Here is a 12,923-nt window from a genome sequence, read left to right as displayed (position 1 = left end):
CACTTTTTTCTCGGAGTGCCCGTGGGGCGGTCAGGGGCGGTCCCGCGGACAAGGGAGTGAGTGGAAGCCCGGGTCTCCGGGCAGGCGTGCAGTCGACGGGGATTCCTCCGCGCCCGGCACCCCGGGGGCGTAGGGGCCACGGTTCCGATCGAAGGAGTTGTTTCGCATGACGGAGAACGTCTGGGCCTACCGCGTCGGCGTCGACTACCTCGCGGCCGACCTCACCGGCTACGGGGTCGAGGCGCTCGACGGCAGCATCGGCAAGGTCGACAAGCACTCCGACGAGGTCACCGACGCCTATCTGGTGGTCGACACCGGTGTGTGGATCCTCGGCAAGGAGGTCCTGCTGCCGGCCGGTCTGGTGACCCGCATCGACCACACGGCGGAGAAGGTCTACGTGGACCGTACGAAGGAGCAGATCAAGGCCGCTCCGGAGTTCCGCCGGGACGAGCACCTCGGGAACGCGGACCATCGCGAGGCCCTGGGCACGCACTACCTCTCCGGCATGCCGTTCGGCGTCCCGCCCGCCTGACCCGTTACCGGGCGTGCTCTCGCGGCCACGTTTGCGGGGCGCGATCGGGGTCAGACGCGGAGAGCAAGGCATTTCCCGCACCCTCTGGGAGTGATCAGCTGTGTCGAGCAACGAGAAGGGCCGGGCCAAGGCCGAGCAGGCCAAGGGCAAGCTCAAGGAGACGGCCGGCCGCGCGGTGGGCAACGAGCGGCTGACCGCCGAAGGCCGCACCGAAGCGGCGAAGGGCGATGCCCGCCAGGCCAAGGAAAAGATCAAGGACATGTTCAAGCGGTGACCTGACCGCACGCCGGCTGCGCGGAACCGCACCGCGGATGCGCGGATGCCGCCAGTCGCACGGATGCGCCTCGGTCCCGAACCCGTCTGGGGTTCGGGACCGAGGCGCGTCCCGGCCCTGAGATCACTCCGCCGACGTCGCCGAGTCGGCCGACTCGGCCGCCACGATGCCCAGCAGTCCGGGGAACCGCTGCTCGATGTCGGCCCGGCGCAGGCTGGCCATCCGGCTGTTGCCCCGGTCGACCTGGCGGATCAACCCTGCCTCGCGCAGCGCGCGGAAGTGGTGCGTGACGGTCGCCTTGGAGACCGGCAGTCCGAAGGAGCTGCACGTCCGTGCCGCGCCGTCCGGTCCGGCCGCCAGCTCGCGCACCACGCGGCGGCGCAGCGGATCCGCCAGCGCGGAGAGTACCGGGCCGAGCTCGATCTCCTCGACGTCCGGGTGACCTTCACCGTCGGGCATTCGGGACACCTTCCTTAAGGTATGGATTGCATCGTACCTATGAGTTCGGTAGCGTGCAGAAGGTACGAGATTCATTGTACCTATCGGGGGGAGAACCCTGCATGTCCCAGCCGTTCGCACTCGTCGGCACCGCGCGCCCCCTACCCGAACGCGCCGGGGAGTTGAAGGAACTCCTGCTGTCGTTCGTCGAGCCGACCCGGCAGGAGTCCGGGTGCCTGGAGTACCACTTCCACGAGGATCGCGACGAGCCCGGCACCTTCGTCTTCTACGAGGCCTGGCGCTCCCGGGCCGACCTCGACGCCCACCTCGCCCTCCCCCACATGCGGGCCTTCTGGGAGCGGCGCATGGACTACCTGGAGACCGACCTCGACATCCGTTTCCTCACCATGCACAGCCCCTACTAGGACCGGTCAGGCCTGGGTCGCCGTTACCGGCCCCGCCACCCCCGGTGCGGTATACCTCCTCTGGGGCTCACCCGGGCCCGCGAAGGGAGTGGTTGCCGTGGAGCGCACGACGTGCTGCGTGGTGGGAGGCGGGCCGGCCGGGATGGTGCTGGCGCTCCTGCTGGCCCGGGCCGGTGTGGAGGTGACGGTGCTGGAGAAACACGGCGACTTCCTGCGCGACTTCCGCGGTGACACCGTGCACCCCAGCACCCTTTCGCTCCTCGACGACATCGGCCTCGCCGAACGGTTCGCCCGGCTGCCGCAGCGCCGCGTGACCACCGTGCAGCTGCCCCTCGGACCGGACCGGTCCCTGGTCACCATCGGGAACATCGGGGCGCTGCACGGGAAGTACAACTACATCGCGATGGTGCCCCAGTGGGACCTCCTCGACCTCCTCGCCGACGAAGCGGGCCGCGAACCCTCCTTCCACCTGCGCATGGACACCGAGGCGACCTCCTTCCTCATCGAGCGCGGCCGCGTCAGGGGCGTGCGCTACCGCTCCGCGGACGGCAGCACCGGCGAGCTCCGGGCCACCCTGACCGTGGCGTGCGACGGCCGCGGCTCACTGGCCAGGGCGCTGCCCGAGCTCGGCCTGGAACACTTCCCCTGCCCGATGGACGCCTGGTGGTTCCGCCTGCCGCGCCACGAGGACGACCCCAGCGGACTCGTGGGCGGCCTGGGCGACCGGTTCTTCACCGCGCTCATCGACCGCGGCGACTACTGGCAGTGCGCCGCGCTCATCCCCAAGGGGACCGACGCCGAGCGCCGCGCCGAGGGGCTGGAGCGCTTCATGACCCGCTTCACGGACGCCGCCCCGTGGCTGGCAGGCCGAAGCCATGCGCTCACCTCCTGGGACGAGGTGAAACTGCTCGACGTACGGCTCGACCGGCTGCGCCGCTGGCACCGCCCCGGGCTGCTGTGCATCGGCGACGCCGCCCACTCGATGTCACCCGTCGGCGGCATCGGCATCAACCTCGCCGTACAGGACGCCGTGGCCGCCGCCCGCCACCTCGTACGGCCGCTGCGCGAAGGGTCCGTAGGACTGCACGACGTGCGCCGCGTCCAACGCCGCCGCTGGCCCACCACGGTGACGACCCAGGGCCTCCAACGCCTTGCCCACACCCAGGTCATCGAACCGCTGCTGGCCGGGCGCACCGCGTTCGGCAATGCGCGGCGGGCCGAGCGGATGACTGAGCTCATCACCGAGTCCCGGTGGCTGAACCGCGTCCCGGCCTACTTCATCGCGTACGGAGCCCTGCGCGAGCGCCCACCGAAGGAATCGCTGCGCTGACCTGAGCCGTCCGCGCGGCGCGCCCGGGCCGAGCTGCCGGGCCGGGCCGGGCTGCCGGGCCGGGCCGGGCTGGGCTGGGCTGGGCTGCCGGTCCGGCATCGGCAGCCGGCTTCGCGTTCCGCCCCCGGACGATGTCCTCCCGCCCTGGCTGGGCGCAGGCCGGTGCGCTGGGCTGGACGGCACAGAAGCCGTACGGATCGCAACGCCCGGCTCCAGGACGGGGCTCCGGCCCCAGGCCACCGTTCCGTCGACCCGGAGCCTTGCCAACCCCAGCGACGGCATCAGGCCGTTGCGCAGCCACCGCAGCACCAGCCTGCGGTGGCTCAGCCGGAGCATCATCGCCGGGGTATCCGAACCAACGGATCACCCCGACTGCTCCTCCCCCGACTCGCCTCTGGAACCCCCGCCTTGCTGCCGCCCCGACTCGTTGCCGGGGGCCTTGCCCCTGCTCCCACCTGACTGCTGGCTCGGCGCGTTCGCCGGACCGTTGCCGGTGCCGGTGCCGGTGCCGGTGCCGGTGCCGGTGCCGGTGCCGGAATCCTGGGCCGGCGCATTGCCGGGAGCCTGACCCGGACCGGAGTCCTTGCCCCGCCCCTTGCCGGCGCCCTTGTCCGGGGCGTTGCCCGGCGCCTGGCCGGACTCCGGCGTGTTCCCGGGAGCCTTGTCTGTTGCGTGGCCGGGCGTTGGGTCGGCCTCCGGAACCTTGTCAGGAGCCTTGTCCGGGCCCCGGTCCGACCCCCTGCCAGGGTCGTGGCCGGGCACCTTCGCGGGATCGTGGGCGGGCCCCTTGTCGGGCTCCTGGCCGGGCGCCTTCCCCGACTCCTTTCCCGGGCCCTTGTCCGGTTCCTGGCCGGACTCCCGACCCGAGTCCTTGCCCGGTGCCTTCTCAGGGGCCTTGTCCGGTACCGCTTCCTTGCCCGGGTTCTCACCCGACTCCTTGCCGGACTTCTGGCCCGACTCCTGACCCGGCACCTTCGCCGGGTCCTGACCGGGGGCCTTGCCAGGCTCCTTCCCCGGCGCCTTGGCTGGTTCCTTGCCCGGCACCTTCTCCGAGTCCGCGCCCGGCTCCTTGCCGGGCTTCTGCTCCGACTCCTTGCCGGGTGTCTTCCCGTGGTCTTCGCCAGGCTCCTTACCGGGGTCCTTGCCCGTCGGCTTTCCGGGATCCTTGCCCGGGTTCTCGCCGGGCGACTTGCCCGGGTCCTGGCCGGACTCCTTGCCAGACTGTTCGCCCGACTCCTTGCCAGACTGTTCGCCCGACTTCTTGCCCGGCGCCTTCCCCGGCTCGTCTCCCGGCTCATGGCCGGACTCCTGGGCCGGCTCCTTCGCCGTTTCCTTCGCAGGGTCCTTTCCTAGGGCCTCGCCAGGCTCCTGGCCCTTGTCCGGTTCCTTCCCGGGGGCTTGGTCCGGGTCCTGGCTGCGCTCCTTGCCCCCTTCCTGGCCGGGCACTTTCGCCGGATCGTGGGCGGGCCCCTTGTCGGGCTGCTGGTCAGGCGCCTTCCCCGGGGCCTTGTCCGGCTCCTTCCCAGGAGCCTTGCCCGGGTCCTTGCCCGGCTCGTGCCCCGGTGCCTCGCCCGGGTCCTGCCCCGGCGTCTTCCCGGGAGCCTTGCCCGCGTCCTCGCCGGGCGCCTGGCCTGGGGTCTTGCCGGGCTCCTGGCCCGGTACCTGCCCCGAGTCCTCGCCCGGCTTCTGGCCTGGGGCTACGGTCGGTGCCTTCCCAGGGGCCTGGTCCGGGACGTCGCCCGGGGCGTTCCCGGGGTTCTGACCCGGGATGTTCCCCGGAGCCTTGCCCGGGTCCTGGTCGGTGCCCCTCCCGGGCGGCTGGCCCGGCTGCTGACCAGGGGCGTTGCCCGGGTTCTCGTTCGGCACCTGGCCGGGGGCGTTCCCCGGGTTCTGGCCCGGTACCTGGCCAGGCGCGTTGCCCGGGATCTTGTTCGGGCTCGTGTCCGGGGGCGTTTGGACGGAGGCCGGGTGGGCCGCCGGGAGGACCGGGTAGGCAGAGCCGGGGGTCTGGCCCTTCGGGGGCGGGACCTCGCGGTCGTGCTCGCCCTCCGCCGCTCCGCTCGGGCGCTCGTACCAACCCCTCCGGTCCTCGTCGAAGACCGTGACGGCCTTCACCGGCTTCACGGCGGGCTTGACCGCGACGAGGCCGGAGGACCGGAACGCGGACCACTTCTCGCCGCTGTACGTCTGCCTGCCCCTGACCGCGACGGGCGGGCCCAGGGGGTTGCCGCAGGCGCAGCGGACCCTGGGCACGCCACGCCCGTCGACCAGGACGGGCGTGCCCGCCTGCAGGACCGCCTGGTAGCTGGTCGGCGCGCCGTTCCGGTAGCCGTGATTGGTGACCCGGGTGTCCCAACCCAGCCGGACGGGTGTCAGCGACCGCAGGTACGAGGGAATCTCGGGCTGCCGGATACCCAGCGAGGTGGAGAACGCCCTGCCCTTGTCCGGGTGCTGCGTGAGGAACCGGATCTGCTTCTCGACGTCACAGCTCACGACGTTCCGTGTCCCCCCGTACAGCCCGGGATACCCGCCGTCGACCTCGAGCGTGCGCGCACCGCCCGTGGCGTTCGCAGTACGCGCCGTGCTCGCGCCGTCCTTCGTCTTCTCGCCGGCGGTCATGGGCATGGCCTTGGCGACGCTCTCGGCCTGTGTGGCCGTCGACGGAGTGAACGGGTCGGGCCCGGCCTCCGGAGCGGCCTGGAGGAAGACCTCACCGCCCGCCGCGGTGTTCCCGCCCAGCACGGTGAAACTGAGGACCACCGCCGACACCACGGCCACCGCCGTACTCACGGTCAGTACGGCCCTGCGGGATCGCCACCCGCGCATCCGTCCACGACCCGCCGACGGCGGCGAAGACCCGGCCGAAGAGACCGGAACGGGCCCCGACGGGGGTCCCGAGGGGGGCGGAGGCCCTGATGGCTGCCGAGGGGGCGGCGGGGGCGGTGGCTCCGCCTGCGCGCCCCTGCCCGACAACGGGCCGGGCGGCGGACCAGTGGGGCGCTCGGAGGAAGGAGGCAGGGAACTCATGACACTCGCCCCCGGACACAGGGCAGCGGGGAGACCGTGGTGACTCGCATGCGCTCACTCCTTCCGAACCGTCAACGCCTCCACATCCCGAGGTGGAACCTGGGCATCTGGACCTTGGACCGGGACCCACGCACTGCGCGTGCGTCCATCTCCTGAGTAAGCCCGCTCCCCCGAACCACGTCATGCCGCGACCTTTCGGGACTTGACAAACGAAAGTCCGCACCCCGTTACGGCAGCGGCAGTCGGCGGGACCGGCCCGTGCGCGCCGACGGGTCCCGGGCCTCCTCCAGGAGTACGCGCACTCTCGTGAGGCGCTCGGCCAGCTCGGGGCACACCTGCTGAGGCACCTTCAGATCGGTGTGCACGTCGAGCCGTCGCCAATTGGGCGGCGGCCGCGCCGGTCGCCAAGTCGAAGTCGGTCGACTGCAGCAGCCTCTCCTGGCTGAGGCGGTCCAGGCCCCGCCAGGCCGCGAGCGGCGGGCGAGCGTGGCCCGCCCGGTCAGGACCTGCGGCAGCCATCCCGGGTCGTCCGGCGCTCGGCGTCGCAGCACCGCGTCGGCTGTGGTGAAGTCCTCCGGTCTGCGCAGGGCCAGGCCCTGGGTGGTGAGGGCGTTCACCGGTGCCGGGCGAGCGCGCGCCTGTCGGCGGCACGGCGCGGCATGAGCCGGTCCGCGTCCTTGAGGAACCACACGGCCCGGACGATGTCCTCGGGATCGTGGAGGAGGTCGTGGCGCAGGACCAGCAGTGCGGCGAGCTGGGAGAGGATCGCCCCGCGTCCCTGGCCGTAGCCGCCCCCACCGCGCGAGACGGCCCAGGCGAACGTCCGGCTGAGAGCCTCCGCGTCCTCGCTCGCCGCCACGGCCCGCTGGAGGTCGTCGAAGATCCGCGGGAATGCGAAGCGCGTGTGGAGCACGTCCCCGAAGCCGAGGAGGACGGCGAACATCGCCGCCCTGGTCAGCGGTGGTCACACCGCTCCCTCTTCGAGGTCCAGGCACCCCGCCACCAGCGTCTCAGCGACTGGCGCCATCGGGCCCTCGGGGCGGCGAAGCCGCGCGCGGCGGGCGCAGCAAGTCGGTCGGTTCGGGGATTCCCCGCGCGGGGCCCGGCGTGCGGACCTCGCCGATGAGCCCCTCCCTCTCCCGGGACAGCTCGACGCGCCGGTCCACGGCGTACGCGGACTGCTGGTCGTCATCGTCCACACGGCCCTCCCCCGCCCGACAGCGAGGCGAGACCAGACAATCCGTGGGCCCGTCTCCCGGTTTCGGCGGGACTCTGCGGCGGAGCCCCGGGCCGGGGTCCGCCGCAGGGGCCGTCTCAGCGGAACAGCATGGACGCGTCCCCGGCCGGGGTGTTGACGGAGCCCGGACAGAGGAAGCTGCCCGAGGTCTTGGCGGCGGTGAAGGCGCGGTTGATGTACTTCCGGCTCGTCCCGTCGCGGTCCCACACGATGTTCGTGGCCTTGTAGCGGCAGGAGATGAAGCTCTGCCGGCCGGTGATGTCGATCAGGTCGGTCCGGGCCGTGCCGGCGGTGTCGTCGAAGGTGAAAGCGGGGTTGTTGTTGAGGGAGGCGGCGATGCCACCGCCGCAGGCCAGGTTGCCTCCCGGCGCGTTGATGGTCGTGCGGTCGACGGTGAGGGCGGCCGGGGCGGCGGCGCTGGTGCTCGCGTTGGTCCAGCTGCAGCTGTTGCCGGCGACCACGATCACGCCGTCGACCTTCTGGTCGGCGGCCGAGGCGCCGGGGGTGTGCGCGAGGGCGGTGCCGGTGCCGGTGAAGGCCGCTGCGACGACGAGCGCCGCGATTCCGGCGATGCGTGAGATGCGGGTGCCGTGCTTGATGTGCGTGGTGTGCCTCATGGTTCGCTCCTCCATGCCACGTACTGGTGGGGGTGGGCGAGGCGCTGGGCCTCTCAGAGGGTGCGGAGTGCGTGCCGGGAGAGTCCCACAGCCACCTTGAACTGTCAGGAGCATGTCAGCACGATGCCAGTATTTGGCTGGAAACTACCCGTCGGTAAGAGAGGTCCGCCGGGCACCCCTGCGGGCCTCCGGGTGCATCAGGAGGCGGGCGTGTCCGCGGAGGTCTTGCGCAGCACGCCTATCTTGTCGATCCGGTGCTCGGGATTGCCCTGGGCGTCGCTCCAGAAGTTGCCCTCCGCGTGATCCTCGGGCGTGGCGCAGGTCGAGATCGTGATCATGGCCAGGGTGGGGGCCGTACCGGGCGCCCCGGGCACGGCCGCGCGCTGTTCCCCGAGCGAGCGCTCGGAGCGGAAGGACGTCTTGCGGGTTGCGACGATCTCGTAGGTGTACTCCACCTTCCCGAGGGTCACGACGACCGTGTCGCCCATGTCCACGGAGGGCAGGTCGCGCAGCGGACCGCCCGCCGAGAGACGGTGCGCGGTGATCAGGAAGTTGCCCACCTGACCGGGTCCGACGCCGCCCAGATTTCCGTACGGGCTGGCCGCCACGCCGAGGTTCTGGATGCGGGTCCCCGGGACGTCGTCGGTGGTGCCCTCGTACGGCATCACGCGCAGTCCCGAGATGCCCACCGAGGGGATGGACAGCGTCGAGGCCCGGGTCGGGACGCCGGCGCCCGGGCCCACGGGCTGCGGCGCCGAGGGAGCGGCGACGGCCGGGGGGACCGCGGCGGACGGTCCGGGCGCGGACGGGTTCGCCGCGGACGGGGTGCCCGGGGCGGCCGGGGCCGAGGCGGGCGCCGCGGGTGTCTGCGGGCGAGCCGAGGCACCGGCGGCGACCGAGGGCGCGCACGCCGCCAGCAGGGCGGCCACGGCTCCGGCCAGTACGGCGGGGACGGCACGGGAGGGGATCGGCAGGGGCATGGGCGCTTCCGTGTCGGTCGGTCGTCCGGGTCGTGCGGCAGGCGGGTGACCCGATTCAGCGGCCAGAGTGACATACGGAGCAAGAGGTCCATAAGGGTCCCGGTCTGTGACCTCCCTCCCCCCTGACCGCCCGGCCCGTGATCAGCCCGCGCGTGGACGCGGTCGCTGGAGACGGCGGCTCGCCGCGTTGCGGACGCGACGGGTGCGTCCGCGCTCGGCGAGCACGGTGGGGGCCGCGGGTGAGGTGATGGTCTGCGCGACCACGGCCGTGCGCTGGAACCAGTCGGACGCGTCCGTGACCTCCTCGGCCGTCCACGGCTCGTCCAGGGCGATCGCCCTGAGGAGGGTCCACTCGCGCAGGCGGCGGGACAGGAAGGCCCGGTCCCCGATGACCGCGGCCGTCGTCCGGGCCCAGTCCGGGAAGCGGGCGTCGGTCAGCAACCGGGCGGCCCGGCGCTCCAGGTGGCGGTTCACCGCGGACTCCGCCATCGACGCGCAGTCGTCGCGCAGGACTGCGGCCAGCAGGCCGGCCTCCTCCGCCTCCGGGACGCTTTCCAGGAGCTCCAGGTAGTGGGCGTAGCGCCGGTGTTCGGGCGGTTCGTCATCGATCTCGGGGCCGGTCACCCTTCCATTCCATCGTTTCGCGCGATCATCCGGTACCGATATTCCGTGTCGTGCCGTCGGCCGAGGTAGGAGACTCGCCTCATGGACATGCGCGTGTTCCGGGACGAGGTCAGCGACTGGGCGGCGGGGGGCGGCTCCGGCGGGCCGGCGAGTGAGCTGGCCGCGCGACTGGGGGTGCGGACGGCGGTGCTGCTGGAAGGGCCGAGTGACCTCGCGGCCGTTGAGACGCTGGCCGCACGCCGTGGCCGCGACCTGGCCGCCGAGGGGGTGTGCGTCGTGCCGATGGGCGGGGCGATGAGCGTCGCCCGGTACGCGGACCTCCTCGGGCCACCAGGCCTCGGCCTGCGCCTGGCGGGACTGTGCGACGCGGGCGAGCAGGGCTTCTTCGACCGCGGCCTGACGCGGGCGCGGGCGCCGCGCCGGGGCATCTTCGTGTGCGTAGCGGACCTGGAGGAGGAGCTCATCCGCGCGCTGGGCACGCCGAAGGTCGAGGAGGTCGTCGAGACCGAGGGCGACCTCCGTGCCTGGCAGACCTTCGTGCGTCAGCCCGCGCAGCACGGCCGGTCACGGGAGCAGCAGTTGCGGCGCTTCCTCGGGACGAAGAAGGGCCGCAAGATCCGCTACGGCCGCCTCCTCATCGAGGCCCTGGACCTCGACGAGGTGCCGGCTCCGCTCGACGACCTCCTCGCGAGCCTGTGACCGGAGGCTCGCGCACACCGCGTGTCGTCACTCCTGCCGCAGGCTGTCGACCAGCTCGCGCGGCAGACCGTGGGTGTCGTGGAGGTAGTGGAAGTCCTCCACGGTCAGCGGGCCTCGGAACCGGGGCCGGGCGAGCACCTTCCGGCCGCGCTCCAGGAGCCTGCCGAACCGGCCTTCCTCCTCGAGCAACATCCGGAGCACGTCCTCCGGCCGCACGTCCAGCCGGAAGTGGTCCAGGGTGTGCCGTACCACTTCCTCCGGCAGGTCTCCGAGACCACGTGAGGAATCGTCCCGCCACAGCACGGTGAGCACCCGTCGCACGAGGCGGCGCAGTACGTAGCCCCGTCCGGTGTTGGCGGGCCGAACCCCGTCGCCGAGTACGACGATGGCCGAGCGCAGGTGGTCACAGACCACCCGCAGCGAGGTCTCGTCCAGGGGCCACAGGCTCGGCACGAGGCGGCGCCAGGGGTCGAAGACGTCGCACTCGAACACGGACGACCTGCCCTGGAGCAGCGAGGCCAGCCGTTCCAGGCCGAGTCCGGTGTCGACGTTGCGCTGGGGAAGGGGCACGAGGGAACCGTCGTCGAGCCGGCGGTGGCTCATGGTCACGTGGTTCCACACCTCCACCCAGCGGTCGTCTCGGGTGGGTGTCGATAGGGGCGGGCCGTCACCGGTCCACAGGAAGATCTCCGAATCGGGGCCGCACGGTCCGACCGGCCCGTTGGACCACCAGTTGTCCTCCACGGTGAGTTCGACGGGGACGCCCCGGTCCTGCCACAGCCGGAGGGAGGCGGTGTCCGGCCCGGTCTGGCCGTCGCCGGCGAAGACGGTGGCGTGCAGCAGGCGGGGGTCGACGCCCAGGCCCTCGGTGAGCAGCCCGTATCCCCAGTCGAGGCTGAGCGGACCGTCGTAGTCGCCCAGTGACCAGGTGCCGAGCATCTCGAAGACCGTCAGGTGGGTGGCGTCGCCGACCTCCTCCAGGTCCGTGGTGCGCAGACAGCGCTGTACGTTGACCAGCCGCCTGCCCAGCGGGTGGGGGCGGCCCTCCAGGTACGGGGTGAGGGGGTGCATGCCGGAGGTGGTGAAGAGCACGGGGTCGCCGGGTGGTGGGAGCAGTGTCGATCCGACGATGCGGCGGTGGTCGCGCTCTTCGAAGTACTCGACGAACGTGTTGACCAGCTGTTCTGTGTGCATGGGGTGCGTCCTTCGCGTCAGCGTGGGAGAGGCACCGGAGAACGGGACCGTTCAGTCGTCCGGCCGGGCAGGGACGCCATGGCACTACCGACGGACCGTTTTCCGGTCGCCGGGGAGAGGGGAAGGTCAGGCGGCGGCAACCGGCGAGCTGGTCGCTCGCGCGGTCGCGGTGGTGCTGGGGCCGGTGACGTTCATGCGCCGACCATAACGCGGGCCCGACCACCGGCGCACACGAATTTGCCGCGGCCGGGGCGGTGCGGCGGTGGGGGCGGGACCAGTAGGGCCGGCTGCCGGGCACGGGCCTACGTCGGGCAGGTCGGGTCCTCGGCCGGCCGGCGGCCCTCGTCTTCGATGCGGTCGACGAGGATGATCGCGACGTCGTCCGCCAGGCGGCTCTGGGTGTGGCGGAGCAATGCCTGGTGCAGGCCCTCCAGGAACGCCGACCGCGTGTGGTCGCGCATGCTCACCATGGCCTCGGGGAGGTCGAAGAAGACGTTGTCGCCGTCCCGGGCCTCGATGACCCCGTCGGTGCAGAGCAGCAGCCGGTCACCCGGCGCGAAGGGGTAGCGGTCCGTCCGCCCGGGAGGTCCGCTGATGAACTCCTCGAGACCGAGCGGCGGCAGGGGGAGGGTGGGCATCAAGGAGACGACCGTGCCGTTGCTCAGCAGCAGCGGCGGCGGATGGCCCCGGTTGATCACCTCGACGTGCGGACCGTCCGAGACCTGGGCCACGATCGCGGTGACGAACGCCTCCAGGAGCGCGTCCTCACCTTCGGCCGAGCTCTCGCTGGCGCCCGCGACGGCGGCGTCCCGCCGCAGGGCGGCCCCGCAGTGGTTGACGACCTCCACCAGGTCGTCCTCGTAGTGCACCGACTCCCGGAACGCGCCCAGCACGACCGCGGCGGCCCGTACGGCGGGCAGTCCCTTGCCCCGGACGTCCCCGACGATCATCCGGATCCCGTACCGGGTCTGGACCAGGTCGTACAGGTCGCCGCCGATGAGCGCGCCCGTCTCGGCCGCCAGGTACATGCTTGCCGCCCCTACGGGGCCCAGTCGGTCCGGGACGGGCCGCAGCAGGGCCTCCTGCGCCGCGACGGCGATCCGGCGGACCTGGTTGAGCTCGCTCTCCCGGCGCGTGCGCGCGGCGCCGCTCGTCATGACGCTCGCCGCAGCGACCAGGGACAAGGCGAGGAAGTTGGTATAGACCTGCTGGCCACCCCAGGCGTTGTTGTGGGTGGCGGTGGTCACGCTGACCGCGACGGCCACCGCCGTCGCCACGAGCGTGCCCTTGGGGCCCATCGTCACCGCGGCCAGGGCGGGTGTCGCGACCAGCATCGGACCGGTGTAGACGACGTGGAGCGGCGTGAGCTCGATGAAGAGCACCAGCAAGGCGATCGCGAAGGGAACGCACTCCGCAATCACGAAAAGGACCTGGTGGTGACCGCCGGCTCCCGGCCCGGGGGCGAGCGCAAGGGCGCTCTCATGAGTACAGCCTGCCTTGCCCGGACGCGTGGCCGCCACCCGGTCGCCGGTCACCGGCTCCCCCG

The 12,923-nt window shown here is 72.3% G+C and carries 15 protein-coding genes; 5 read left to right on the top strand and 10 right to left on the bottom strand.

The window, feature by feature from the left end; genetic code table 11:
• Nucleotides 1–166: 166 nt before the first annotated feature.
• Nucleotides 167–532, top strand: a complete 366-nt coding sequence (locus IF88_RS0130920) for a hypothetical protein (RefSeq protein ID WP_030719817.1) — start codon at nucleotides 167–169, stop codon at nucleotides 530–532.
• A gap of 100 nt (nucleotides 533–632) precedes the next feature.
• Complete coding sequence (locus IF88_RS44410) at nucleotides 633–806, top strand: CsbD family protein (protein WP_078893252.1); 174 nt, start codon at nucleotides 633–635, stop codon at nucleotides 804–806.
• Between the two features lie 123 nt (nucleotides 807–929).
• Here IF88_RS44410 and IF88_RS0130910 read toward each other — a convergent pair whose 3' ends face one another.
• The gene (locus IF88_RS0130910) at nucleotides 930–1,265 is read right to left on the bottom strand and encodes an ArsR/SmtB family transcription factor (protein WP_030719814.1); all 336 of its coding nucleotides are present in this window, start codon (nucleotides 1,263–1,265) and stop codon (nucleotides 930–932) included.
• Nucleotides 1,266–1,366: 101 nt separating this feature from the next.
• Between IF88_RS0130910 and IF88_RS0130905 the strand changes: the two genes are divergently transcribed.
• Both IF88_RS0130905 and IF88_RS0130900 read left to right on the top strand, forming a co-directional pair.
• The gene (locus tag IF88_RS0130905; RefSeq protein WP_030719812.1) at nucleotides 1,367–1,669 is read left to right on the top strand and encodes a putative quinol monooxygenase; all 303 of its coding nucleotides are present in this window, start codon (nucleotides 1,367–1,369) and stop codon (nucleotides 1,667–1,669) included.
• Between the two features lie 97 nt (nucleotides 1,670–1,766).
• Nucleotides 1,767–2,999, top strand: a complete 1,233-nt coding sequence (locus tag IF88_RS0130900; RefSeq protein WP_030719810.1) for an FAD-dependent oxidoreductase — start codon at nucleotides 1,767–1,769, stop codon at nucleotides 2,997–2,999.
• A gap of 363 nt (nucleotides 3,000–3,362) precedes the next feature.
• Here the strand turns inward: IF88_RS0130900 and IF88_RS46845 are convergent, their stop codons facing one another.
• From IF88_RS46845 to IF88_RS0130855, 7 genes are all read right to left on the bottom strand, one after another.
• Nucleotides 3,363–5,789: a DUF6777 domain-containing protein gene (locus tag IF88_RS46845; protein WP_158754681.1), complete on the bottom strand. Its 2,427-nt coding sequence runs from the start codon at nucleotides 5,787–5,789 to the stop codon at nucleotides 3,363–3,365.
• A 464-nt stretch (nucleotides 5,790–6,253) separates the two neighbouring features.
• Entirely contained in the window at nucleotides 6,254–6,391 is a 138-nt protein-coding gene (locus tag IF88_RS46840; RefSeq protein WP_158754679.1) for a hypothetical protein, read from the bottom strand.
• A gap of 248 nt (nucleotides 6,392–6,639) precedes the next feature.
• Complete coding sequence (locus IF88_RS0130875) at nucleotides 6,640–6,969, bottom strand: hypothetical protein (protein WP_030719807.1); 330 nt, start codon at nucleotides 6,967–6,969, stop codon at nucleotides 6,640–6,642.
• Between the two features lie 67 nt (nucleotides 6,970–7,036).
• Nucleotides 7,037–7,225, bottom strand: coding sequence for a hypothetical protein (locus IF88_RS0130870; protein ID WP_030719803.1), 189 nt, complete (start codon nucleotides 7,223–7,225; stop codon nucleotides 7,037–7,039).
• Between the two features lie 115 nt (nucleotides 7,226–7,340).
• Nucleotides 7,341–7,880, bottom strand: a complete 540-nt coding sequence (locus tag IF88_RS0130865) for a hypothetical protein (protein ID WP_051837853.1) — start codon at nucleotides 7,878–7,880, stop codon at nucleotides 7,341–7,343.
• Nucleotides 7,881–8,077: 197 nt separating this feature from the next.
• Entirely contained in the window at nucleotides 8,078–8,860 is a 783-nt protein-coding gene (locus tag IF88_RS0130860; RefSeq protein ID WP_078893251.1) for a class E sortase, read from the bottom strand.
• Between the two features lie 141 nt (nucleotides 8,861–9,001).
• Nucleotides 9,002–9,484: a hypothetical protein gene (locus tag IF88_RS0130855; protein ID WP_030719796.1), complete on the bottom strand. Its 483-nt coding sequence runs from the start codon at nucleotides 9,482–9,484 to the stop codon at nucleotides 9,002–9,004.
• An 87-nt stretch (nucleotides 9,485–9,571) separates the two neighbouring features.
• On the opposite strand from IF88_RS0130855, the gene IF88_RS0130850 reads away from it, so the two are divergent.
• Nucleotides 9,572–10,183 carry a TOPRIM nucleotidyl transferase/hydrolase domain-containing protein gene (locus tag IF88_RS0130850; protein ID WP_030719793.1) on the top strand — a complete coding sequence of 204 codons (612 nt, stop codon included), beginning with the start codon at nucleotides 9,572–9,574 and terminating at the stop codon, nucleotides 10,181–10,183.
• 27 nt (nucleotides 10,184–10,210) lie between these two features.
• Here IF88_RS0130850 and IF88_RS0130845 read toward each other — a convergent pair whose 3' ends face one another.
• Entirely contained in the window at nucleotides 10,211–11,377 is a 1,167-nt protein-coding gene (locus IF88_RS0130845; RefSeq protein WP_030719791.1) for an alanine--tRNA ligase-related protein, read from the bottom strand.
• A 302-nt stretch (nucleotides 11,378–11,679) separates the two neighbouring features.
• Entirely contained in the window at nucleotides 11,680–12,798 is a 1,119-nt protein-coding gene (locus tag IF88_RS45840) for a PP2C family protein-serine/threonine phosphatase (RefSeq protein ID WP_051837874.1), read from the bottom strand.
• Nucleotides 12,799–12,923: the final 125 nt, after the last annotated feature.

The organism is Streptomyces sp. NRRL F-2580, from assembly GCF_000720115.1.
Lineage (GTDB): Bacteria > Actinomycetota > Actinomycetes > Streptomycetales > Streptomycetaceae > Streptomyces.
The sequence above is the reverse complement of the archived record's forward strand: the minus strand, read 5'-3'. Positions and strand labels throughout refer to the sequence as shown.